This window comes from Brevibacillus sp. HD3.3A (assembly GCF_013284375.2).
Taxonomy (GTDB): Bacteria; Bacillota; Bacilli; order Brevibacillales; family Brevibacillaceae; genus Brevibacillus; species Brevibacillus parabrevis.
Genome location: NZ_CP085874.1, coordinates 1754787 through 1779029 on the forward strand (window position 1 = coordinate 1754787; position 24243 = coordinate 1779029).

At 48.3% G+C, this 24243-nt stretch carries 26 protein-coding genes; all 26 read left to right on the forward strand.

What is annotated here, in order from left to right:
- Positions 1–44 precede the first annotated feature (44 nt).
- The 26 genes from HP435_RS08555 to HP435_RS08680 all read left to right on the forward strand — a co-directional run bounded on the left by HP435_RS08555 (position 45) and on the right by HP435_RS08680 (position 24241).
- Positions 45–440 (forward strand): hypothetical protein, encoded by a 396-nt coding sequence (locus tag HP435_RS08555; RefSeq protein ID WP_063227188.1) that lies wholly within the window; start codon positions 45–47, stop codon positions 438–440.
- A 79-nt stretch (positions 441–519) separates the two neighbouring features.
- Positions 520–978 (forward strand): chemotaxis protein CheX, encoded by a 459-nt coding sequence (locus tag HP435_RS08560; protein WP_122963188.1) that lies wholly within the window; start codon positions 520–522, stop codon positions 976–978.
- Positions 979–1123: 145 nt separating this feature from the next.
- Entirely contained in the window at positions 1124–1987 is an 864-nt protein-coding gene (locus tag HP435_RS08565) for an ABC transporter permease subunit (protein ID WP_229049857.1), read from the forward strand.
- A gap of 34 nt (positions 1988–2021) precedes the next feature.
- On the forward strand, positions 2022–2945 hold the full coding sequence (locus tag HP435_RS08570) for an ABC transporter permease (protein WP_063227185.1): 924 nt from the start codon (positions 2022–2024) through the stop codon (positions 2943–2945).
- A gap of 574 nt (positions 2946–3519) precedes the next feature.
- Positions 3520–3762 carry a hypothetical protein gene (locus HP435_RS08575; protein ID WP_173598333.1) on the forward strand — a complete coding sequence of 81 codons (243 nt, stop codon included), beginning with the start codon at positions 3520–3522 and terminating at the stop codon, positions 3760–3762.
- Entirely contained in the window at positions 3749–4891 is a 1143-nt protein-coding gene (locus tag HP435_RS08580; protein WP_173598332.1) for a site-specific integrase, read from the forward strand. Before HP435_RS08575 ends, HP435_RS08580 begins: the two co-directional genes overlap by 14 nt.
- A gap of 92 nt (positions 4892–4983) precedes the next feature.
- Positions 4984–5124, forward strand: a complete 141-nt coding sequence (locus HP435_RS08585; RefSeq protein ID WP_173598331.1) for a hypothetical protein — start codon at positions 4984–4986, stop codon at positions 5122–5124.
- A 66-nt stretch (positions 5125–5190) separates the two neighbouring features.
- Entirely contained in the window at positions 5191–5679 is a 489-nt protein-coding gene (locus HP435_RS08590) for a hypothetical protein (RefSeq protein WP_173598330.1), read from the forward strand.
- A 489-nt stretch (positions 5680–6168) separates the two neighbouring features.
- On the forward strand, positions 6169–6459 hold the full coding sequence (locus tag HP435_RS08595) for a hypothetical protein (protein ID WP_173598329.1): 291 nt from the start codon (positions 6169–6171) through the stop codon (positions 6457–6459).
- A 409-nt stretch (positions 6460–6868) separates the two neighbouring features.
- A complete protein-coding gene (locus HP435_RS08600) occupies positions 6869–7459 on the forward strand; it encodes a recombinase family protein (RefSeq protein ID WP_173598328.1) in 591 nt (196 codons plus the stop codon).
- Positions 7459–7809: a hypothetical protein gene (locus HP435_RS08605; RefSeq protein ID WP_173598327.1), complete on the forward strand. Its 351-nt coding sequence runs from the start codon at positions 7459–7461 to the stop codon at positions 7807–7809. Before HP435_RS08600 ends, HP435_RS08605 begins: the two co-directional genes overlap by 1 nt.
- 91 nt (positions 7810–7900) lie before the next feature.
- Complete coding sequence (locus HP435_RS08610; RefSeq protein ID WP_173598326.1) at positions 7901–8467, forward strand: dUTP diphosphatase; 567 nt, start codon at positions 7901–7903, stop codon at positions 8465–8467.
- A 136-nt stretch (positions 8468–8603) separates the two neighbouring features.
- Positions 8604–9164 carry a P27 family phage terminase small subunit gene (locus HP435_RS08615; protein ID WP_173598325.1) on the forward strand — a complete coding sequence of 187 codons (561 nt, stop codon included), beginning with the start codon at positions 8604–8606 and terminating at the stop codon, positions 9162–9164.
- A complete protein-coding gene (locus tag HP435_RS08620) occupies positions 9161–10846 on the forward strand; it encodes a terminase large subunit (protein ID WP_173598324.1) in 1686 nt (561 codons plus the stop codon). The genes HP435_RS08615 and HP435_RS08620 overlap by 4 nt, the downstream gene beginning before the upstream one ends.
- A 15-nt stretch (positions 10847–10861) precedes the next feature.
- Positions 10862–13033, forward strand: a complete 2172-nt coding sequence (locus HP435_RS08625; protein ID WP_229049858.1) for a portal protein — start codon at positions 10862–10864, stop codon at positions 13031–13033.
- Positions 13034–13151: 118 nt separating this feature from the next.
- Positions 13152–16109 (forward strand): hypothetical protein, encoded by a 2958-nt coding sequence (locus HP435_RS08630; protein ID WP_229049859.1) that lies wholly within the window; start codon positions 13152–13154, stop codon positions 16107–16109.
- A 15-nt stretch (positions 16110–16124) separates the two neighbouring features.
- The gene (locus HP435_RS08635; RefSeq protein ID WP_173600291.1) at positions 16125–16334 is read left to right on the forward strand and encodes a hypothetical protein; all 210 of its coding nucleotides are present in this window, start codon (positions 16125–16127) and stop codon (positions 16332–16334) included.
- Positions 16291–16830 carry a hypothetical protein gene (locus HP435_RS08640; RefSeq protein WP_229049860.1) on the forward strand — a complete coding sequence of 180 codons (540 nt, stop codon included), beginning with the start codon at positions 16291–16293 and terminating at the stop codon, positions 16828–16830. The genes HP435_RS08635 and HP435_RS08640 overlap by 44 nt, the downstream gene beginning before the upstream one ends.
- The gene (locus HP435_RS08645) at positions 16830–17243 is read left to right on the forward strand and encodes a hypothetical protein (protein WP_173600252.1); all 414 of its coding nucleotides are present in this window, start codon (positions 16830–16832) and stop codon (positions 17241–17243) included. The genes HP435_RS08640 and HP435_RS08645 overlap by 1 nt, the downstream gene beginning before the upstream one ends.
- On the forward strand, positions 17244–17804 hold the full coding sequence (locus tag HP435_RS08650) for an HK97 gp10 family phage protein (RefSeq protein ID WP_173600251.1): 561 nt from the start codon (positions 17244–17246) through the stop codon (positions 17802–17804). It begins immediately after the preceding gene.
- A complete protein-coding gene (locus HP435_RS08655) occupies positions 17801–18331 on the forward strand; it encodes a hypothetical protein (RefSeq protein ID WP_229049861.1) in 531 nt (176 codons plus the stop codon). The genes HP435_RS08650 and HP435_RS08655 overlap by 4 nt, the downstream gene beginning before the upstream one ends.
- A 4-nt stretch (positions 18332–18335) precedes the next feature.
- Positions 18336–19865, forward strand: a complete 1530-nt coding sequence (locus HP435_RS08660) for a phage tail protein (protein ID WP_229049862.1) — start codon at positions 18336–18338, stop codon at positions 19863–19865.
- Positions 19865–20299, forward strand: a complete 435-nt coding sequence (locus HP435_RS08665) for a hypothetical protein (RefSeq protein ID WP_229049863.1) — start codon at positions 19865–19867, stop codon at positions 20297–20299. Before HP435_RS08660 ends, HP435_RS08665 begins: the two co-directional genes overlap by 1 nt.
- A 13-nt stretch (positions 20300–20312) precedes the next feature.
- Positions 20313–20660, forward strand: a complete 348-nt coding sequence (locus HP435_RS08670; protein ID WP_173600222.1) for a hypothetical protein — start codon at positions 20313–20315, stop codon at positions 20658–20660.
- Between the two features lie 219 nt (positions 20661–20879).
- Positions 20880–21308 carry a hypothetical protein gene (locus HP435_RS08675; RefSeq protein ID WP_173600221.1) on the forward strand — a complete coding sequence of 143 codons (429 nt, stop codon included), beginning with the start codon at positions 20880–20882 and terminating at the stop codon, positions 21306–21308.
- A gap of 71 nt (positions 21309–21379) precedes the next feature.
- Entirely contained in the window at positions 21380–24241 is a 2862-nt protein-coding gene (locus HP435_RS08680) for a phage tail tape measure protein (protein WP_229049864.1), read from the forward strand.
- Positions 24242–24243 lie beyond the last annotated feature (2 nt).

The window sequence follows — 24243 nt, forward strand, 5'->3', positions numbered from 1 at the left end:
TATCGCTGCAGCCGGGCTTGCTGCTTTAGGGGGAAACAAATTCGATGTTTTATCACGGAATCAAGTGGGAATATGTTAGAAAAGAGTATCCACTGCTCTCGCCCAGACGAATTGCCGGGAAAAACGGCAAGGCGCAATGCATGGATCGGCTGCACCTGCTTCAGCAGTTCGGACTGGAGCCTGTCCATTTGCTCGAAGCAGACGATAGCTATCCGGATGAGCGCTGTATAGCAGAGTGTCTCGCATTTGGCGATACTGTTTTTGCATTTGAGCGGCTCAGTTTGCCGATGTGGCAGCTAAGCCGGCATGAGGTAGGCGTAGAAGTGTTGGATCTGCGTACGTGCTCGGCTATCTATACCAAAAGGCATGATGCAAAAGTATGGGAATTATTTCCGGGAGTTCGGCGGATAAGTGACCTTTTGCCTATGAAGTTTTTGTGATAGTCTTGCATCTGCCAAATATCGACATTATGATAGTCCTATAGCAGAGATAATTGCCCGGGAAAGGAAGAGATCGCAAATGATAGTCAAATACCTAGATCCATTTCTTGAATCAGCCTCCTCTGTGATTCAACAGGTATGTAACGTAGGCATTTCGCGTGGGGAATTGGCTGAGAAGGAGTGGAGCAATGCGGAGGGTCACACCTGGATTCGGATCGGGATGACAGGGCAATTGCAAGGAGACGTGTTTTTTGGTCTGCAAGAGGATTTGGCTTTGCGCATTGTCTCTGCCATGATGGGTGGTTTTCCGGTGCAGGAGATGGACGAGCTGGGGAAGAGCGCCATATCCGAGCTGGGGAACATGATCTCAGGCAACGCCAGCACCTTGCTATCCAATAACGGTGTGATTGTCGACATTACGCCTCCGTTGTTCGTGCATCATCAAGATTTGAAAGACGTGACGGGAACAGCGCTTACGGCCCCTCTCGATCTGCATGACATGGGCCGATTGGAAATTCAAATTATCGTGATCCGGTAAAAGGCGGCAGCGGCCGTCTTTTTTGTTTTAGAAGGAGAAACGAATCTATTGTCTGAAATATAAAAAAACATAAAATATTTTTTGATTGTATAGATGATTTTTTTTAGATGGTGTATTGTTGGAATTAGTAAGGGGGTAGGAGTGTTTGTCATATGTAAAACAACTGCTTGGGATGTTCTTCCTGGTCATCGTCGTCTGTGGCGGGCCATTTATGCTATATACGGTCAAGGAAGAGATCGTATTCGCACCGGAAGAAATCGTTGTCCACTCTGTCTTTTTGATCCAGCAGATCGCGAGTGGTTCTCTCGGCACCTACTACTTGGGGGAAAATGAGAGAAGCATCGCGGAGGATATCGTCCCGTTTGCCATGAATACGTTTAAGCTCTTGTTTTCCAGCGTCAGCATTGCTGTGGTGGCCAGTCTGGTATTCGGCTTGTTTTTGCAACGCTTTCGCATGGTCCGCCAGTTGCAAAAGGTTCTGAATCTTGTTGCCACGATTCCCGATTTTATTCTGATTTTTATGTCGATTTTGGCAGCAGTCGGATTTTACAAGCTGACGAATATTCGCATCATCACCTTGTCGCCTACCAGCGACTCCGCCAATGACTGGTTCCCGATGACGCTGCTCGCGATCGGGCCAACGATTTTCCTGATGAAAGTAGTCAGTCTGAAATACGTGCAAATCGGCGGCGAAGATTACATTAAGACAGCGCTTGCAAAAGGGATGGGCATTTGGCATGTACTGACCCACCACGTATACAAAAACATCAAGCCGTTTCTCGTGGCCGATTTGAAAAAGACGATTGCGATTACTGTCGCAAACTTGTTCATCGTGGAATATTTGCTCAACGTCGTCGGTCTTACCCGCTTTATTTTCAGCAAGGACGGGGGCTATCAGTTCAATGCCGCGGTCATGGGGCTGCTGGGCATCATTTTGCTCTCGATTCTGGTCTATGTGCTCATCCGCGCGGTGCTGTACCTGTTCGAACGGGTAGCCGTGTACAAATAACGCGATGTTTCGTCGTAACGAGTGAGGTTTTTCTATGCAAAAAGGATTCAACTGGTCTTTGTGGACGGGGAGCATCCTCGTGGTGCTGCTCCTGATCCTCGGTGTGCTCGGGCCGTATATCGCTCCTTATGAGCTGGACTATCAGGAAAAGCTGCGCAACGAGGTCGTAAACGGCAAAACCATCATCATCGCACCGCCATTGCCGCCGTCTGAGGCTCACTGGCTGGGAACGGACAAATGGGGATACGATCTGCTCACACTGTTGTTGCACGGCGCTCCTTATACTGTTTTTGTCACGCTGGCGGTGGCTGCTGTGCGCCTGTTGATCGGGACGTTTCTCGGACTGTATATCGGCATTCAGGACAAGCCGCAGCGCTGGTGGCTCGCCATCGAAAACGCCTGGAGCTACATGCCGATCTTCATCCCCGTCTACTTTTTGCTCAAAGGCATCAATATCAATCCATTGACGCCGACATCGACGCTTGTCCTGTTTTTCATCGTGCTTGTCGGAGTGCTGGGAGCGCCTTCTGTGGCTTCTTCCATTCGTCAAAAGACAGAACAGATCAAGGAATCGCAATACGTCCTGGCGGCTACCTCGTTGGGAGCGGGACGCGAGCAAATCATTTTCCGGCATATTCTCCCGCACTTGAAAGAGCAGATCATTATTATTTTGGTGACAGAAATGGTCGCCATCATGACCTTGATGGGACTTTTGGGGATGTTTGACCTGTTTGTCGGCGGGACGAAAATGACGATGGACCCCGTCCTTTTCCACTCGATCACGCATGAGTGGGCTGGGCTGCTCGGAGCGTACCGGGGGTTTGTTTACAGCAATTACACCTGGATATTCCTGACGCCGCTGGTTGCTTTCGTGATCGCAATCGGTTCGTTCACGCTGTTGGCGAAGGGATTGCGCGAGAAGTTCGAACAGACGTATCATCGCACGCCGTTTATTTAACCGTAAAGATGATGGAGTTGATGGCCCCGGTCGTGATGGATCGGGGTTTTTGGTGTGGCTGTGCGCCCTGCTGGGACAGGTTTGCGAAGAACGCGGAAAAAGGAGGGGGAAAGAAGGGAGCAGCACACATGCTATGTGAATAGACTGAAGTGTCGGGGGCGGTGTTGGCCTTTGGGTTCCGGCGCCAGCCTCCCCAAGCGGGTAAGTACGCAAGCCTGTTTGGTCAAAGAGACAACCGGCAGACTGCCGACCAACATGATTTTTTCGGAAGTGGCGGGGATGGCTGGAGATGTTTCTTGTGTGGTGTTCGGAACCCATTGCCCATTTTGTGAATAGGATGTAAGGCAAAAGCCTAAAATCCTTGAAATTCCGGCACCATCACCCACCCCCCATCATAGGATAAGGTGACTCTGTAATCCCTCAACCTTGTTCCTGTAGAGCCCACAAGGAGGGGTGGCACGATTGAAGGGTAGCGTATATAGTGGTACAATCCTTATTAAATAAGGGATTGTGCCGCTTTTTTGTTCTAAAAAGTTAATTTGATGCTAATTTGATGCTAAGGGGGTTTTCGGCAATGTTTGATGCTAAGAGCTATCTCAAAGATCGTGGTCATACGCCACTTGTTATTGAAAGAGCATCAAGACAGGCTGAGTTGTTTTTCGCAAACCTGGAAAAGGCTACTGGTAGAGCGCTGACCGAACTTGAAAAAAGAAAGCTGGCTTTGCTAGCTACCGATGATTGGGAGACGGTTGGGGTGTTTAATAACCTATTCGCAGAGTTGGCGGCAAGATCGGAGGGTAAATATGCCAGTCTATAAAAACGAAAAGGCAAAGGGCGACAAAAAATGGTGGTTCCAGTTTTACACTGGAGAGATTAAGAACGGCGTTCGTGAGCGGATCACCAAGCGCGGGTTTCGTACAAAAAAAGATGCTGAAAGAGCGATGATTGAAGCCCAGGCGGCTTTACAAAAGGGCGAGTACATCGAGCCTACCAAAAAGTTGTTCCAGGACTATTTACAAGAGTGGATTAAGACTAAGCGAAACTTGGGAGAGCAGACCCTTGAGCTTTACGACTCATATCTGCGCACTCACATCATTCCTGCGCTTGGAAAAATTCCTCTTTTTAAGATCTCTGCCCACGACATAGAGCTGTTTTTGGATTCGTTACACGAAAAGGGGTTAGCAGCAGCCACGATCAAGCGCATCTTTTCCGTCGTCAATGCGGCACTAAATGCTGCGGCAATGAAGGATATCATTCCGAAGAACGTAGCTAACAAGGTGGAAAAGCCGCAGGCTTCAAGGAGACGTGAGTTGGTCGTTTGGGATCCGGAATTCGCCAGTGATTTCTTGGTCAAAACCAAGCAGGCAAGCCGGCACTGGATTGCTGCTTATCTGGCGATCATGACGGGCATGCGGCAAGGAGAAATACTGGGGTTACGTTGGTCGGACATTGATTTTGAGAATCGGAATATCACCATACAGCAAACCGTTACACGGAAAAGGAAAATAAAGCCTGGGGCAAAGAACAAAAGCAGCGTAAGGAATATTGCCATATCACCGGAAACGGTGGAAGCGCTGAGGGAGCATCGAAAATTAATTATCCAAGACCGCTGGAAACATAAACAGAACTATCAAGATAACGACCTCGTTGTCTGCACTCACTTTGGCGGACCGGTTACACAGAGGGGCATTCAAAAGATGTGGTCCAGTTTCTTAAAAAAGACTGGAGCTCCGAAGATTACATTCCACGATCTGCGGCACACGCACGCAAGCCTGCTGATAAAGCAAGGCGTTCACATCAAGGTGATCTCTGAACGCCTGGGCCATTCCTCCGTGTCGATCACCATGGACACGTACGGGCACCTGATGCCAAACATGCAACAAGAAGCTGCTGCTGGGCTTGACGCCTTGATAAAAACAGAAAAAGCAGCAACGAAAAATTACTGAAATTTCAAAGGCACTACACAGAACAAGACGCTTTTTCCGGTGTATAGTTATAGCATAGAAAGTTATTCAAAAGCTGCCTTCGGGTGGCTTTTGTGTTTTTTAGCGCTCCAAACACTCCGTTCCTGGTTCCTGCCGGTTTGTTCACGCTTGCAGCAGCTCATACCCTCTCCCGGGCAACCGCGACCACAGCGGCCAAAGGAATGGATCGTGGCGGCTACCTCACGCCGGAGTAAGTGGGGCCAACGATATAGACAACCTCTTCAGATTACCGCAAAATGGTATCGAGAGGAGGATGAAAAATGGAAAAATTGGAAATGCAGGCTAAGATTCTTGGCAGTAAAATCAAGTTAAAGTCTTTGCAGCAATGGATTTGTGATTCTTGTGGTGGTGTAATTGAAAAACCAGAGGATGGATGGTTTGAATGGTATACGGAAGGAGATGAATTTATAGCAAGTGGATATAGAATTGTACATCACGATCAAAGATGCATGTACAATGAACACTCACTTTTCCATCAAGGTAAATCGGTAAGTGATGGCCACTTGGATGACTTTGTAGGTCCAGACGGATTAGTTTATTTGACAAGGATGCTTGAGCTAGATAATCTCAAAGACAAAAGTGAATTGATTGAAATGATTCGACGACTTCACGTCCCATACTATGAAGAGGCTAGACAATACTGGGCACAAGCTGAAGAAGACGGATTTTTCGATGGCTCCAACGAAGTTTGGCCTTATCTTCCGTCTACTTGTCTCAGATTAATTGGCGAATATGGTAAGAGAGATTAAGGCACCCACGCGGTGCTTTTTCTTTTGCTCAAAACGACCGTCCTCTAATTAGAGTACAGTCGTAGCCACAAACCCATATGTATCAAGGCTTCACAGCCCACTATCCTCTAATTAGCTGACACCCGTGACTGTCCTCTAATCCGCTGACAGTTCTGTACTCTACGTAGAGGACGGTACTGTCCTCTAATCCGAGGACAGTCAAACTTTTTCCTTCATTAGAGCGCGAAGCCTAAAGAAAATCTTTAAAGAAAATATTAAAGAAATATACTCGCGACATGTCACTCGTATTTAGAGTGGCATTTTTTATTTGAAAGAAAGGTGAGGGTTAGCATGAGCATAAACGATCATCCAAAGCTAATTGCATCCGAATGGGTAGATGAACCTCCAACTATGATGGTGTACCCAACTGAGCAGATGGCTGAAGCATTTTCTAAGGAACGATTAGCAAGATGATTGTTCTCTAGGATACGAGAAAGGAATGAAGGCAAAATGGTATCGAAGATGAAGCACTTGCTGATGATATGCTGCATCGTTTTACTAATCTATGGATGCGGTACAAGCAGAGAGTTTCTGGTAGTGAAGTATAACGACCAAGGCCAGGTAATCACGAGCTACCATGTAAAAAGATTTCAGCCGACAAAGGATGAGGATGGAGTCTCTTTCTTCATGATGCAAGATGGACAGCAGCTATTCATACAGGTCAGTGGCAATGTTGATGTGATTGAAGTAACTGGCGATGTACAAGCCGCTCTGGAGAGGTTGGGAATCAAAGATGGGTAACTACTTTGGTTGATAGTGAAAACGTCGTGAGCAGGCTGTGAAGCTCTGTAGACCTGATGCAAATATTTTACGGGTCCTTCTGGAAGCCGGGAAGAAAAATCCTGCGTTTACTCCCTTTGGAGAGGACGTTTTGTAAGCATAGGCGTGTTTAGGTTCTGAGCAGGTAGATCGTTACTATTAAGTGCGCTTCGAAAAGTTAAGGAAAAATCGCAGCAAAATAATAGCAGCGTCGGTGCAATTTCGAATGATACCGATTGTGTAATAGGGTTTGATCTAATTACACATCTGAACGGATGACTCGAACCCGCATTCCTACGTTGAATGATTTGTGTAATTGACTTGTGTAATAAATATTGGTATGATCTTTGTGTAAATAACTTTGTGTAATAAATACATGGGGGATTGCGCAATGATCTACGGATATGCGAGGGTGAGCTCTACTGGGCAGAGTACGGAAATTCAGATCGAGTCGCTGAATACATACGGGTGCGACAAACTCTTTACCGAAAAGATCAGCGGACGTAAGAAGGACAACCGGGAGCAGTTCAACTTGCTGATGGAAACGACGAAAGAGGGTGACACGATCGTCGTAACCAAACTGGACCGGATGGCAAGGAACACACGGGACGCATTGGACATCATCGAGTCGTTGAGGGAAAAGGGAGTTGCCCTAGTGATCTTGAACATGGGCGGGCAAGTAGTTGACACCTCCACTCCCGTGGGAAAAATGATGATTACCATGCTAGCTGCTGTCGCCGAATTTGAAGCGGACATGATCCGCGAGCGGCAAATGGAAGGGATACAAGCGGCAAAAGAACGGGGAGCATTCCGAGGCCGGGCTCCAAAGTACACTCCAGACAGTAAAGAACTTCAGCAAGCAATCGAGCTAGTTAAGAAGCGGAACGACACTGGTATGAGCATGGACATGATCGCTAAAGCGTGCGGGATGTCACGCAAAACGCTGTACACCAAGTTGAAAGAGAATGGGGTTGAGGTTTAATGAATATCGGGTACATCCGAAACCCCAATAATGATTCCCGGAAGACGAAAATCGCCACCATGATGATTGAGTCTGGCATCGACCAGCGTCGAGTGTTTGTAGATACTGGTGACAGAGAGCGATACCTTATGTGGCGTGACAAGGGAGGAATCCGCGAGGGAGACGTGCTGCATATCGACTCGCTAGGGAGCCTTGGTGACGAATATGAAGAAATCATAGCAGAGTGGAAATACATCACAAACAACCTGCAAACAGAAATCGTTCTATTTGGATACGAGGAAATGGTTGATACCAGGAAGTTCAAAGAAATGGGCGACGCAGGCAAGTACATAGGAGATCAGTTCCTTTAATTGCTAGCGTTCATGGCCGCAAAGGAAAATGAACTGCACGGAAATTAAGACTCCAGTCGGGTCTTTTTTTATTGCGGAAGGAGCGATTCGCATGGATCAGCAAAAGGTTAACGTCAAATTGAAACTCCTACACCCGGACGCGGTCGTGCCGAAATACGCAAGGGTGCAGGACTCAGGCTTCGACCTGTATGCGCTTGAGGACACTGTCATCGTCCCGGGTGAATCGGACAAGATTCGCACTGGTATCGCTGTAGCTCTGCCACCCGGCCGCGAGCTTCAAGTGCGTCCGCGTTCAGGAGTCAGCGCCAACACCAAGTTACGAGTGTCGAATGCACCAGGCACTGTAGACGCAGGCTTTCGCGGTGAGATCTGCATCCTCATCGACAACATCGCGCAGCTGATACCAGGCAGAGTCATTGACGGCATGGTTGAGTTCGAAACAGGACCACTACTTGGAATTGATGGCAAGCCTACTGATTACAGACCAGTAGGCTATGAAGACGAAACTTTCTATAAGCTTACCTACGTCATACGTAAGGGCGACCGCATTGCGCAAGGGGTACTTGCTAGCGTGTTGCAGGCGGACTTCGAGACAGTTGACGAACTGGACGAAACAGAACGAGGAACTGGCGGCTTCGGATCGTCTGGCATCAATTGACAAAATATAGCCATGATTTTAGCTTATTTCGGTGGTTTTTGGTATAAATACACCACCCAAGACCTAAACAAGCTAATTTCATTGCTTAAATCACTCAAATGCACATGTGTGGAGCTGATGAAAGGAGTGAACAAGCATGTCAGCCAAAACAGAAGAAGGCAAGGCGAGACAGAAAGCTGCGCTAATGGATCACCGAGTGGATGCCCCTAACCTCAAACACGGCGTGCCGGGATTCCTCCAGTCCGGTCTGCATCCATGCGACAAATGCGTCAAGCGAACCAAGTGCAAGGGATTCAAGAAGGGCGCCGATTGCATTTACTTGGCCAAGTACCAAGAGGACATCGAAAATCAGGTCATGGATCTGGACTATGTAGAAGAACAAGACCGCATGCTCGTCCAGGTGTTGGCCAAGGACATGGCAGCCATCGCGTTGTGCGAAATGTACTTCTCCGTTGAGGGATTGGTCATCCACGACCGACGCAAAAAGCAGCTATCGGCGCAACCATTGGTCAGCACGTACAACGAGCTGAAACGGCAAGTACGACAAAGCATGCAAGCGCTGGGTATCGGCCCGGCGGCCAGAGCGAAACTTAAGATGGAACAGGTCAACGTCGTGAAGCAGATCAGCGAGCTTGGTCTGGATGATGGCAAAGATAACGATGGCGACTTGAGCTTCTTACGGGATGATGAACAATGATCCGTTTCGCCAAAGAGATCAAACAAAAAATCGAGAAACTCGCCAAAAAGAATCAGAAGGACGCTAAAATCGCATTCGAAATTCTCAATGACTTTGAAAAGTTTTGCGCTAAGTGTTTGAAGATCAAGACTAAAGAAGGGGCTATCCTTCCCTTTATCCTAAACGACGCCCAAAAGAAGCTGGCCAATATCGTATTCGATAGGATCGCAGAAGGCAAGCCGGTTAGAATCATTATCCTAAAAGCTCGTCAGCTCGGCTTCTCTACAACAACAGAGGCGATCATTTACTATTTGTCCTCTTTGCAGGAAGCCAAGAATGCATTCATCGTAGCGCACGAAGGCACAGCCAGCGACAACCTGTTTGAAATGTTCAAGACATACTACGAGAACGTTCCTGAGTTGTACAAGCCCATGAAGAAGTACGACAACGGAAAGAAATACACGTTTGAGAATCCAAGCCCATTGGAATCGATCAAACGCAAGAATCCGGGCCTGAAATCCAAGATTACGGTTGCCTCCGCAGAGCAAAAGACTCTCGCGCGTTCAGGCACCATTCACTACCTGCATATCTCAGAGCTGGCATTCTGGCCTGACAACCGAAAGAGCAAACACATGCTGGCTCTACTTCAGTCGCTGTCCGATGCAGCAGGCACTGTATGTATTATTGAGTCGACCGCAAATGGCATCGGTGAATATTACCAACAGATGTGGGATAAGGCGGTAAAGGGAGAGAATGACTACATACCTCTCTTTGTGGCATGGCATGAGTTCCCTTCTTACCAGGAACAGTTTGAAACAGACGCAGCGCGAGATGCATTTGCTGCTACGCTCACAGAAGAAGAAAGCAAACTGCAAGAACGTTTCAAGCTTTCTCTTGAACAGATGAAATGGCGCAGATCGACGATCAAAAACAAGTGTGACGGCGATGTTCAACAGTTCCAACAGGAGTATCCGTCTTTCCCGGAAGAAGCCTTCCTCGTGTCTGGGCGTTCGAGCTTTGATCAAGAGCAGCTGAAGGAAGACATGCTCAATGCACAGCAGCCAATCCGGACAGATTGCGACGGCGCCGTATGGGTTTGGGAAGAACCACATCCAGATGAGCAGTACGACATGGGCGCGGACGTGGCGGAAGGTCTGGACGAAGACGAGAACGATGCTTCGACATTCTCTATTCGTAAGCGCAGCACCGGTGAAAAGGTTGCTGAGTGCCAATGTTGGGAAGAGCCATACGCTTTTGCCAATATCCTGAACGAATGGGGCCACTACTACAACACGGCTTTGCTCGGGGTTGAGCGCAATAACCATGGCCATGCTGTACTGGCTGCGCTCATCCACGATCATGATTACCCGAATCTATACTATCACGAGGACTACGACGCCAAGAAAAAGGAGAAGCAAAAGCGCCCTGGCTGGCCAACAACAGCGAAGACGCGTCCGATTCTGATTGAAAATTACAGGCAGGATTATCGAAACAAAGAGATTCCCGTCCCGTCCAAACGTCAATTGGAAGAGATGAGGACTTTTGTGAAGAAGAACGGTAAACATCAGCACCAAACCGGCTGTCACGATGACATTCTGATGAGTGACTTTATTTGCTGGGAAATGCGCAAGCATAATCATCGCAGAAGTATCAAACCAGTCGGATTCGCCATCATGCCTGACTTCGCATCAATTTTCGGATAAGGGGGTGAGACTAAGTTGAGCATTAAAACGAAAATACTGGACTTTTTCGGTCTGAAAACCAAGCAGTCGTCCCCGGAAGAGATCGAGAAACAGCGGTCTTCTTACGCCGAATCACCTCAGATGTACGTGTTTGACCAGTTCAAAGTAGCGACTGACCGGATTTCAACCATTCGAGAGGTGCGCGAGCTGATCAAACGGGACTTGCGCTTCAAAGTGACAAATCTGAGGCTTGCTGCGGACGCCACGCGTGGAGGCTGCCGGGTCATTGTCCAAGGAAGCGAGGCGCATCGATCACACCTAAAGCGCCAGGGCAAGCAGTTGCCAAAACGATTGGTTCCCGGTGCCAACATCGCGCAGCAAGTGATCGACGACTTCATGCGACGGACAAAGCTGTCAGTCAAATCTGAGGAGCATCTGCGATCTCTGTTGCGTGACGGCGACCTATTCCTCAACCCGATCGTCGATATGGCTGCTGGCTTGGTTTTGGATGTGCGACGTGCGCCTGCACTGACCATGAAACGAAATAGTGATGCATACGGTGAGTTTCCAGACCCAGAGCGTGCATTCAGCCAGATCGATCCTTTAACACAGATCAATGCACTAATGGATATTGGGCCACCTGGTACTTCACGAACGGACTTCGCACTGTTTCAGATGAACCATATCAGGTGGTTGTCAGAGGAGACGGAACATTACGGCACATCACACTACGCGTCGGCCAGAAAGACCTTTAAAATCCTCGAAAAGATGGAGATGGCTGCTGCAATCAGGCGGGAGTTCAGGTCTGTGCAAAAGTTGAGTCACAGGCTGCCTGAGGGAACACAACAGAAAGATGCGCAAGAATATGCGCGGGACAATCGGATCATCGATGAAAACGGCAACCCGACGAAAAATGCACATCTTCTGAGTGATTTTGTTGGAACAGCAGAGGTCAAAGCGATTCAAGGCGATGCCAACCTCTCCGAAATGGCTGATATTGAATACTTCGACGACCTACTCTGGTTGAATCTTGGCGTTCCCAAAGCGGTACTGACATCTGGCCAGAATATCAATCGCGATATCCTTAAAGTCCAGTATCCGCAGTATCTCCAATCGTTGGATGATATGACAGACACTCTGGAATATGGAGACGTCGGCCCGTTCTCCGGTTATCGGGCGTTGATCGATCTTCAACTACTGCTCGCCGGAATTAATCCGGAGTCAATCGCTTATGATGTGGTCTGGACAGAAAAGTCCACAGAGACAGCCTCCGAGCGCCTGGAACGAGTTCAAAACGCGCTGGGCAAAGGCGGTGGAAGCAAGCTGATCACCACACAAAAGGCCATACAAGAGATTGCTGACGACTTCGACATCGAAGACCCCGTGGAGTTGGCGGCACAAATTGAAGAAGAGAAGGAAAAAGAGGTCAAACTTGCTCTTGCTGTGGCTGCTCAAAATGCGAAACAAGCAACTGAGGGTGATAAACCTGACGACGAGCCAGTGACGGATGTGGTTTTGGAGGATCGACCCGAATTTGATAAGTTTGAGGCTGGAGCGAAGGCAGAAGTCCTTCGTTTTTTTCATGCCGTTACACAGCGCATGTCCTCTTACGAGAGTGACGCCGTGACCGACTCGGCAATCATGGACTATTCGGAGGATGAGATTCTTTCTGCCTTCACGGATGCCTTTGAAGCCGAGCAAGGTAAGTATCAGCGTGCGATCGTTAAGTACATGTTAGCGGCTGGTCTGCTCGGAGCAGAAAAAGCGGCACAAATGGTAGAAGGCCGCAGCCAATCCATCAGACCTCGCATCGTTCGAACGGATATCCGCGATGATCTGATGAACGAGTCGGCTTCTCGTATCAAAGGAATCGAGGAAACGACACGCAAGCAGATTCAAAGTACACTGGCGGATGGGTTCACAGCCAATGCTGGCTGGAAAGAGATCATGAAGCAGGTGCAGCCGATCATTGAGAACCCGATCCGCGCGGAACTCATTGCAAGGACGGAGTTGTCGTGGGCATACAATCGCAGCGCCAAGCGGATATACGCAGATGCGGGCTTTACAAAAGTGGAGTGGTCCGCAGTCATCGACGCTCGTACATGTCCAGTATGCCGGGAAAGGCACGGCAAGGTATACCCCATCGATGAACACCCTGACATGCCTGCGCATCCAAGATGTAAATGTACTTGGCTACCAGCAGACTAAAAGGAGATAGGGCATGGGAAAAGAAAATTGGCAACGTTAGCTTTGGAGAAAGGCGGTGATGCACATTGTAGACGCAGCGAAACATTACATTCCACAGCGAAATGAAAGGAGGGCCATTGTGAATAGAAGAAAGTCGATTTTTAACTTACCGATTGACCTGCAGTATTTCAACAACATCGGATTTACAGCAGGCCAAGAACAGCCAGTCAAAGACGCATTATCCGACGATCCGTTGATGAAACAGATTCTCGAAGCAGGAAGTGCGATCGCATTGCTTGCTATCAAAAAAAGCCTGGCCAATACACCTCTGACGGAGGTAGACCGCAGAATCTATTATGATGCAATTGAAGCGAAGTGCAGAGCTGATTTTGGTTACTACGATGTCGAGAACGCAGCGAGAAAGGAACAGGAAGCCGCCAAGCCCAATCTTGGGTTCACGGTTCAGAATGCTACAGTGACCGTCGCCACTGACTCAGTAAAACTCGCTGTAGTGACTGACAGCGCAGGCGAAACGAAGGATGTTTGCCTGTCCCGAGCGGTTCCAATCTTGGACTCCACACAAAAACCGTCCGGTTGGTATCGGCAGCCTGTGTCCCGGGTTGATTCCATCAACGGTAACAATCGCCTGTACCCAAGAAATGTCTATCAGCCAGCACTTGATCAATTAAAAGCTACTGGCTTCCCATACGCAGGAGAGCACCCGCACCCGCGCAGTTACAAAGGCGCTGATGGCCGGGTGCTTTTTGATTCGAGTGTTCCAAATCAAGCCGTCGTCTTCCGTGATGCCAGCATCGATGAAAACGGTGTGGTGTGGGCCGAATATAAGCCACTGACAACCGATATGGGGAAACAAGTCCAGGCCATGCTCGATGCTGGGCTGCCAATAGGCTTCTCAAATCGCATGAGCGGCGACATCGTGACTGCCAAAGTCCAAGGTAAGAACGTAGGAGTCGCAAAACGACTCAACCTGTACACCTGGGACGTGGTGCTCAATCCAGCCGAGCCAGAAGCATTCACCGCGCCGGAATCCTTAACGGATGCGGCTGTATCTGTCATTCTTGATTCGATTTCCAAGGAGGAACCAAACGTGAACTTTTTGACTATGAGCTTGTCTCAACTGAAAGCATGGAAAGCTGCAAATCCTGGTCACGCGGACATGGCGCTGTGCGACCAAGCGATTGAGCTGAAGGAAAAGGCCGAAAATGCAACCGCCATGACAGATGAATTGGAAAAATTGCGCCGCGAAAAAGCAGAGCGTGAACAGCGCGAAGAGGCAGAACGTAAAAAACAAGCAGCTCAACAAGCGCTAGCCGACGCTGTCTCAGCATTGCCATACGATCAGAAAGTAAAAGATGGTCTGATTCAAAAAGGTGCTGTCATCACAGACGCTGCTGAAGTTGATAGTTTCGTCCAACGAGAGCGGGCTTTTGTTGACTCACTCGTTATCGGAAAACGTTTGAGCGCTCTCGGTGTACCGCAGGCTGGCCGCGCAACCGTAATCGATCCAGAGGTACAAGTTGGTGCCGAAGGGCAGCCGTGGAAGCCGATCGTGGACAACCTTCAGGCGGCTATGGACGATGTGATTCGTTCCAAAACCGGGGCAATTCCTGACCCCGAGCTGCGCAAGGCGAATCGTGCAATTATGGATCGCGCTTTGAAGCAAATGGAACGTGAAAACAATCAGGAGTTCAAGAAGTATATGCAGAGCCTTACTGACTCAGCAGAAGCCATTAACAATGGGGCGATCATGGACTCGGCAGTCTCTACAACTGGTGATTTTGCGCAAGCAGCAATCATCAGCAATGCCTTGATGATGCAATCTTGGCAAGACCTGAACTTCTTGCAGCTGGTCATGGCGGAAGGTTTCGCTGGTACGACTTACAAAATTCCGGTCGAGATTCTTTCCACAGACTTGTATTCGCAGGATGACCTCATCGTGGGCGAACTGGACGGTATTCCGACTGAAGGCGCGACCACATCACTGTTGGAATTTGGTGCTGAGTGGATCAAACGCGGTACTGTAGTGACAAAAGAGGCTATGGTCGAGATGCAATCAGGCCCATTCCGTTACGATGTCCTGGCACGCAACCTTGCAAATCTGCCGATGCGTTTCCAGCGCTACTTGGATCAACGTTTCAGCCTGGAAATGTTGCATGTAGCAGATGAGTACCAAGCCAAAGTGGTTACCAATGAGGCCGTAGCTGCTACCGAAATCGAAGCAGCCAATGGCTCTAATGTACCTGCCGGTTCCAATGCCGCATTTGTCGTCAAACTGCTCTGCGGACAAACAGCGGGCGCCTACAATCAAAAACTGGTGCCAACAATCGTCCTTCCGCGTATTCGCCAATCTATCGATGCTGCTGGGCAACGCCAATATACGATCGCCAACAACATCGTGGCGAAGAAAGGAGCGACAACCCTCACACGCGGTACGTGGGACCCTGTAACTGGACAAATCAAGAACGGTGACTACGCCGTTGACTTTGAAAAGGGCAAAGTCTACTTCACAGCTGCATCCGGAGTGGATGGCACCAATCGTCCAACCATTTCTTACAGTTACGCAACGAACATCTCGTTCTTTGATCTGGCGGTACCGAATGGTGTTGAGCCGTCCAAATACTTCAATCGTCTGCTGGAGCGTTTCGACTACGAGAAAGCCTACATGGGTTCTGCTCCGCGCTATGTCACACCGGACTTTGCGATCGGTAGCCTGAACGCAATGGTCAACCTGAAAATCTCCGAGCTGTTCTACAAGTGGGCATCGCCAGAAGGAACCCGACTGCTGCAAGGCCGTATGTGGTTTGCAGAGCGCAACGGTCTGAACCTGGGCGAAATCAATGCGCCGTGGGCTGCCGGCGACAGCCGAATCCTGCTCGGTAAGATCAACGCTACGCGCTTTGGTGTAGGTTCTCCAATGCAGATTGAAGGTCCAGAACCGTACTACGATGCCAATGGCAAACTGACCTCGGCCAAGCAATACTACGCAACCGAGCAAATCAGCATCGCAACGCCATTGGTGACGGATAAGAACGGCATCGTTTACAACCCGCCATACCGCACGATCAAATTTGTGTAAGGAGGAGTAGGTGACATGAAGGTAAACACTGGTTGCTCGTTTATCCATCCGGTTACTGGCCAGATGGTTCATCCCGGTCAGACATACGAAGAACCTGAAATTCAAAAAGCAGACGATAAAAAGGAGGCAGCCACCAAAAAGGCTGCATCTTCTGCAAAGGAGAAAACGGGGGCAGCTGCCGATGACGGAAAAGGAACAAAAGCTGATAGCACGCCTGCGGAATGAGGTTGGAGATAAAGATTTGCCTTATCGGTTCCTTGATGATGACCTTCTTGACTTGCTTAACGAGGCGATCGGTGACTACTCCCGACATCGTCCACGAGTACAGCGCGGCAAGATTACTCTTCTGCCTGACATCACCGAGTATCAACTTCCTGATGATTACCAAACGTGGATAAGCGGACTCACGGGGTACGAGATTTTTGATCGTACCCTTTTCCTTTCCGTCCCGCCAGTCGGGAACTTCGACCTGACATTCACCTATCTGGCGGATCACACATTGGAGAGTATTACTGATCGAGATGTTTCTCTTTTGTTTGATTACTCCATGTGGAAGCTGCTGGACAATATTGTCCGGGAGGGAGCAGAAATCAGCGGCCTGAAACTTGGCAAGGGGCTGGAAATCAAGTTCGATAACTTCGATCAGATCAGCAAAGAAGCAGAGCGACGCCTGAAGCGTTATACAGACAGCATTTCCAAGCCAATTGGAGTGTGGACCTAATGGATGCACTGAAGCTATCGAACAAGGTCCGCCGTATCATCGATCGTCATATTCGCCAGAAGGGGTACGAGATTGAAGTCGAACTCGAAACAGTTAATCCTAACAACTTCACGAGGAATCCGTTAACTATTTGGGATGATGGGACTGAAGGCGGCGAACCGCATAAAGAAACCGTGAAAATTGTAGTGACAGGACATGACCTTGAGGAAAATTCTACTCCGATTGGTGACAATCCCGACGAGGTCTTGAATTTCATTTCCATCGAAACCGGTACTGAACCTGACGAGCGGCAGATCAAGGAAGGTCGTATTCTTCAGTACAACAACAAGCGATACAACATCCTTCTTGTTGCACCCGCGACACTTGCCGGACAACTGATCATCAAAGAATGCAAGGCCAAGGCGGTGATCTGAGTGGGTAGCTTCAATGACCTGTTCAAAGCTTTGGGGAGTATTCCACAGCACGCTGATGACGCCTGCAAACGTGGGCTTAAACGGGGAGCTGCTATCGTAATGGGGAAAGCGAAGAAAAAACTCGGTAGCTATCAAGCTGGGTCTGGTTCATATGCAGCATGGGTAAAGCTGAAGCCGGAGACAGTCCGGAAAAAGCATCTTTCTAAGACCCAAGCAGGAAAGTTGACCCAAGCCGGTAAGAAGTATCTGCGGCAACATGGATCATGGGGAGCTGGCGGTGATGCTGATGCTCCGCTGGTCGACACCGGACACCTGCGGCAAGCTATCACTATTGATGACCATAGCCTAAGAAGTTCCGGCGTAGTCTATGTTGGTGTTGCAGCAGGGAACAAAGACCAGGGAAAAGGAAACCCCGGCGATTATGCGGCTGCCCAAGAATTCGGATACGCCCAAAAAAACATTCCGCCACGACCGTTCTTGCGGCCTGCATTGCATGAGTCCAAGGATGAAATACGGGAGCAGATTAAAAGGGAGCTGCAACGGGAGATGAGACGTCTGTGATCCGCGACCCATTGGAGTGTGCCTACAAAGCAATACAAGCAGCGATACGCAATGTCCACGGTAGTGATTTTGCTGTCAGGTATGATATGCCAAATCCCATTCAGTTTAAAAAAGTGATACCCGCAGCCAACATTTCCTTTGTGGGCGGTACTGCCGAAAAAGGGCTCATGAGAGAGTACGAACCGCACGGCATCATCAGGAATACAGACGGGACCTACACTGTCGGGACTGAGTCTGTGCGGTTTGAATATCTCATTCAAGTATCCTTTTTTGCTGACAAGCCAGGTAAGGCACAGCAATTATCCACCGCGTTCATGGCAGCCATCGAGGTAGAAAACGAGATCCCGATACCCGGCGACAAGTGGGGCGAGATCGTGCAGATATTCTCATCAGCACCTCCGCCCCCACCACGGGGAGCTCCGGACTTGTATCAGGTGGATGCCACCTATCAATGCACAGGCAAGCTGATCACGGAACAAGTGGTCAGCGCCGTTGATATATCGAAATTCAAACCGAAAGTGGGTTGAGAACATGATCTTGCGAGGAGTAACATCACTGGCTGGATATCCGCCGGGCTTGTACATCAATGAACAAGCAGTTCCGCAAAGTGATGAAGTGAAGACCAGCGACTTTATTCCGGCGTTTGTTGGTGAATTTGACCGCGGACCAGTAAACGAGTTTGTGTTGATCTCGGAAACGCCAACAAAAAAACTGCATGAGATTGCACTACCGGTGCTTGGGTCAGTAGACAAGCCCACCGCAGGCAACGCTCTGCTGGATCACTTGAAACATGCCAAAGTCAAAAAGGCTGCCTTTGTACGCGTGCTTGGTTCTGGACATGTGACTGCAAGCCTGACTCTGAGCGATCGACAAGGAACTCCAGCGCCAACACTGAAGGTAGCTGCAAAGTATCCTGGTGCTTACGCAAATATTTTCACTGTAGAAGTAGCAGAGGCAACAGCTCCCGACACATTCAAGCTTATCCTTACCTCTGACATAACGACAGAAACATACGACAACCTTAGTATGAAACCAGAGAATGCTCGTTACGCGGTGAATGTAGTGAACACCAGCAGCGAGCATTTTGTGTTGGAAAACCTGCACTCGACAGACCCATCCAATCCAGAAGCTCGTCCGGCTGTCAAAGCCAAGACACAGCTTGTCGGTGGCAGCAATGGAGCTGCAATCACAGATAACGATCGGTTAGGTTCGTATGACCCTGGGACAGGCAAGCGGTCTGGGCTGAAGCTGCTGGAGGTAATCGGAAATATCGTGACAGATGTTGCACACATCAACTACTCCAGTCCAACAGTAGACGATGCACTCCTTACATTTGGAGAGAAGAACAACTGCACTACTTACATCGGAACTGGATCGGCTCCAGGCATTGACGGGGCTATCACATACCGCGATACCTACGACTCTGGGTTTGGTCAAATGGCAATGAACTACTACCGATCTGTAACGGGACAGCGTCTCTCGGCTGCGTGCCTCTCTGCTATCGTTCATGTGAAGGGTAACGTTGAAGACTCCAGTCTGGCTGTCGAATGCCCGTGGATCGTGGGTGCTGACATGGAGTTGTCTTTCGATGATTACCAGAGGCTGTACGAGCACCAAATTGCGACTTTTCAGCTGAAGCCATCTGCTGCGGGCGATGGCTCACTTGCATGGCGAATGTCGAGCGACTATTTGCTCGCAAAAACAGACGAGGCCGGAGATGTGATTTCAGACAACGAAAATCGCAAAACAAACCGCCGTCGGCTGAACAGTTGGATCGAAAGGCAGTTGGCTGCTGTTGCTGCACCGTGGCAAGGACGCGCCATGACGAAGAAGATGAGAGACGATGCAGAACGCCGCATTCGAACCTTCTTCGATAAACTGAAAACTCCTGGCAACCCCGAGACGGAAACAAGCAAGATCGAGGACTATTCCATCGTCTTCAATCTCGCTGCGAAGAACATCGATCAGTTTATTCAAGACATCAAAGTGAAGCATTACAACACCGCAGAATGGATTCTGCTCAACTACCAGGGCGGGACTAACGTGGAGGTGAGTCAATAATGGCACAAGCTGGTCTGCTTGGTAAAAAGCTGGTTATTGCCATCACGGACAGCGATGGTAATGTTTTGCAAAAGGCGCCTGAAATCCTGAAATGGTCTGAAGAACAAATTTCTACTCAAGAAAAGAAAGCGCCGATTGGAGAAGAAACAGAGCATACTGTCACAATCGAGCAAGGGTGGAAGGGAGCCATCAGCGGACAAGACACCAATGGGGCTTATGATGATATTGTCGACGCCATGATCAAGTATCAAGAGGAAACAGGTGACACACTAAAGTTCGTCATTTTCACAACAAGAACATACAAAGATGGAACCGTGAAAAAGTACAAATTCGTTGATGTGACCTTCGATGGCTACAAAGCTGATGTCGATGGCAATAACAAGCCGGTAAATAATTCGATCAACTGGCATGCTACAAAACGCGTGCTGATTTAAGGAGGAACTATACATGGAAATCACACTCTCTACTGGGAAAAAAGTTACTTTGCGCGAGAAAAAGGGTCAGCACAACTTCATCGAGCGTAAACTGCAAGCACTGACTTTTGGTGATAGTGGTGCAAATCTTGGTAGTGTCCTGGCGACAGTGACCATTTCGACAATCGTAGCAATTGAAACAGTTAACGGACAGGCAGTAGACATCCCTAAAAACGAAGCTGAAGTATTCGAACTGATGGATAACTTCACATACGATGAGTGGAATGAGTTGGAGGGAAAAACTGCTCCTAAAGCAGTTCGAGAGAAGCTGGAGGAAGCGGCAAAAAACTCGCAGAAGCCCCCTGGTTCAGTAACCGTGTAGAAGTCGCTTTGGCTTCGGGGGCAGGTATTTCGTACACAGAAGCGATGGAAATGGACGAAATCACACTAATGGCGACCGTCATTAAAGTGAATGAGTGGCGAAAGAATAATCCCCCGATCTTCTGATTCGGGGGATTTTCTGATTAATGTAGAAAGTTGGTTGAATTTTACAGATCATCAATGCTAGAGTGAAAGGAGTATTTGAAGAGGGGCGAATGTTGTGAGAAAAACTACTAAAATTTTGTTATTCTTTACTTTTGTTCTCATTTTGTCACTTGTTTTTGGATGCTCAACCTATGAAAAATGGACTCCAGATCAGGTTATTAACAGTTTTAAAACGTCAAGTTTGGAAGCAGAAAATGTAAAGGACATGGAGAAGTCCGACTATGGCATGGCTCCAATGACAGCTAAGTCTGGCAAACGATTCTACATTCCATCGCTTGGTGAAAACGCAGGCGGCCGTGTGTTAACATTTGAATCACAAGATGATTTAGAGAAGATGAAACAATTTTATGTAGAGGCAGGCAAACAAAGCGCAATGTTCTTCTCTTGGGTCTTCGTCAAAGATAATGTCTTGGTACAAATCAATGGTGACTTGCCTGAAGACAAAGCAAAGCTTTATGAGGCGGCATTGAACAATATTAAATAGCAGAATCATCCAAAAGATCGCAGATATGCGGTCTTTTTTATTGGGCTTGATTTTGGGAGGTGAGCAATAAGGTGAGCACTGTCCTTGATTTAGCCATCGCCCTTTCCTTATCAGATATGGTTTCATCGGGTGTGACAAGCATCATTCGCCAGTTTCGTCTTTTGGAAGGTGCTACCGAGGACGTACAGAGACGAATGGATGGATTTCGAAACACGGCTTTTGCTGGTGGTGCGTTGGGCGCAGGAGGAGTGTTAGCTTTTAAGGCAGTTGCGGACGCAGCTGGGGCAGCAGTCAATCGTGCTGGAGACTTACAGGAAATCATGACAGAGATTCGAGCACAGACATTTGGAAAAGACCTCTATGATCCTACCAAAGCAGACGAAATCACTGCCAAGATGAAAGAGGTTCAGGACTTGTCCACGCGACTAGGTCTTGAAACTTCGTTTTCCAACTTGGATGCTGGAAGGGTAATTCTTGATTTGCAAAAGGGCGGCATCGATTATCAAAACGTGATGAACGGGGCTGCGGAAGCAACTATAAAATTTGCTCAACTTAACAAAATGGCTCCGGAAGCGGCAGCCGAGCTAATGGTTCAGACACGAGCTGGTTTTCAACTGATTGGAGAGCAAATGCTTGAAGCTGCTGATATCGTAACTAAAGTGGCTGCTTCTTCAAGTGCAAAAGCCGAGGACATTAACCGTGGATTAGGTAACATGGCTGGGGTTGCTTCACAAATGTGGGGAACTCGCAGCAAATATGAGCAGGTGCTGGATTCATCGATGCTTGTAGCACTCACACGAACACAGACACCAGAAGGCGCAAGCGCGGGTACATTTGTGCGGAACTTCCTGGAGCGACTTGTTCCTCAGACCAAACGACAAACGGAAATGATGGCAGAGGCTGGCTGGTTAGATTCGCAAGGCAGGTCCGTCTTCCTTGATTATAAGAAAGACCCGCGCGGACAACTGAAATCCGCACTGGAAATCGCTAAAATTCTTAGAGAAACTGTTGGTGGCGGAAATTTGCTTGTCGACGAAAAATCCATTGAACGGCAATTTGAAATGGCCAATCAGGGAATGGGAACCGACAAAGTCATCAAGCTGTTTCACAAGGTCTTTGGTGAGCAAGGTGGGAGAACTGCATACACACTACTTCGAACAGGTGAGGGTTCTCTTGAAGAAATAAACAATGGTCTGGAAAAGCAGCTTACGCTTACTGATCGGGTGAGGATTCAAATGCAAAACTACAATCAAGTGCTCGATACAGCAAGAGAGGCGTGGAATACCTTCTTGACTGCACTTGGTTCACCGTTACTTGATGGGGCAACTTCATTTTTTGCCTTTATTAATGATCAGTTAGCCAAAGCTGCGATTTTCTTTCAGAAGCATCCTGATGTCAGTAGGTACATTTTTGCAATAGCTGGGGGACTTAGCGCACTGGCTGCAATTTCTGGTGTTGTAATGGTTGTTATTGCAGCATTCGGGGCGCTGTCTTTAGCATTAGGAGCCGTAGGAATTGGTATGGGAACCGTCATTGCAATTAGCGGTGGAATCGCATTAGCAATCGGGTCAATAGTAGGCGCAGTAATTTTGCTTTATAAACACTGGGACACGTTGAAACCATATGCAGAAGCCGTTTGGTCAGGTGTCCTAGATGCAATTTCTCCTGTAGTAGATTGGGTAAAAAATAATGTTGGATCAGCGTTTTCAGTAGCAGCAACAGAGTCGATTTCTCAGTTTGAACGAATCGGAAATTGGATAAGTACCAATAAGGACAAAATTGAGAAGTTCCTTGGTTTTTCAAGAAGCGATATTAAGGTTGAAAACGATCCTGAAGCTAAAGAACAACTATCCTGGTCACTTCCTCCAGCTATCAAGTCGGTTTGGGACGAGGTCAAGCCAGCATGGTCATCGGTGCTTGATTTTGTAACAGTATTGTGGGATGGCATCTCTGTATACGTAGTTGCAGCCATCCAAGAAGTGGTGCCGCCAGTTTCTGCTGCGGTAAAAGAGCTTTGGAGTTCAATAAAGCAAGCATGGGGCGCCATTACTTCATACACTAAGGATATCTGGCCTGATTTAAAAAACGTCATTAGGATTAACTGGGCTTTCATCAAACACTTCGTCACTACAGGCGCAGTTGTACTAGGAGCAGTCATTGCAACTGCATGGTCAATAATTAAAAACGTCACCATTACTGTATGGCCTGTAATTAAAGAGACGATCGCATTTGCTTGGAACTTTATTTCCGGCATGATAAAAGTCGGTTTAAAAATCTTGCAGGGTGACTGGTCTGGAGCGTGGACATCACTTGGAGAAACTGGTGAAAAACTTTGGGGTAACATAATTGAGATCATAAAAAACGCGCTAGGTATGGTTGAAAGGATAATTGGTGGAATTACTGCAGATGCCTTGACCTGGGGAGCGAATCTTATCGACTCATTCGTTAGTGGTATTAATAGCAAGTTAAGCACGATACCAGAGTCGATGAGAAAGGCAGCACAAACAATCAAAGATTGGCTTGGTATTGCTTCTCCAACAAAAGAAGGGCCATTGAGAACCAATCACTTGTGGGGCGGAAACTTGATGCGGTCATTAGCCGAAGGAATGCGGAATAATCTACATCTGGTCAGAAACATGGCTGCTGAAACTGCTGAAGCTCTGAACATGAAGCCAACCTCAATTGACTCATTTGAACAGGATTATCAGGCTGGCAGAAAAATTCGTCCAACGAAATCTTTTTTTGAGAACGGAGATATCGAAGACCGCGCATATAGAACGGCTCCTCTGATTGGCGAAATCAATATCTATCAGCAGCCGGGTGAAACTCCTGATGACCTCGCTGATAAAGTGATTAAAAAGGCCATGAGAGAATTGAGCAGGAACTTAAAACAAGGTCGACTCACCATCGGCACCATCGGAGGAGGCATCTGATC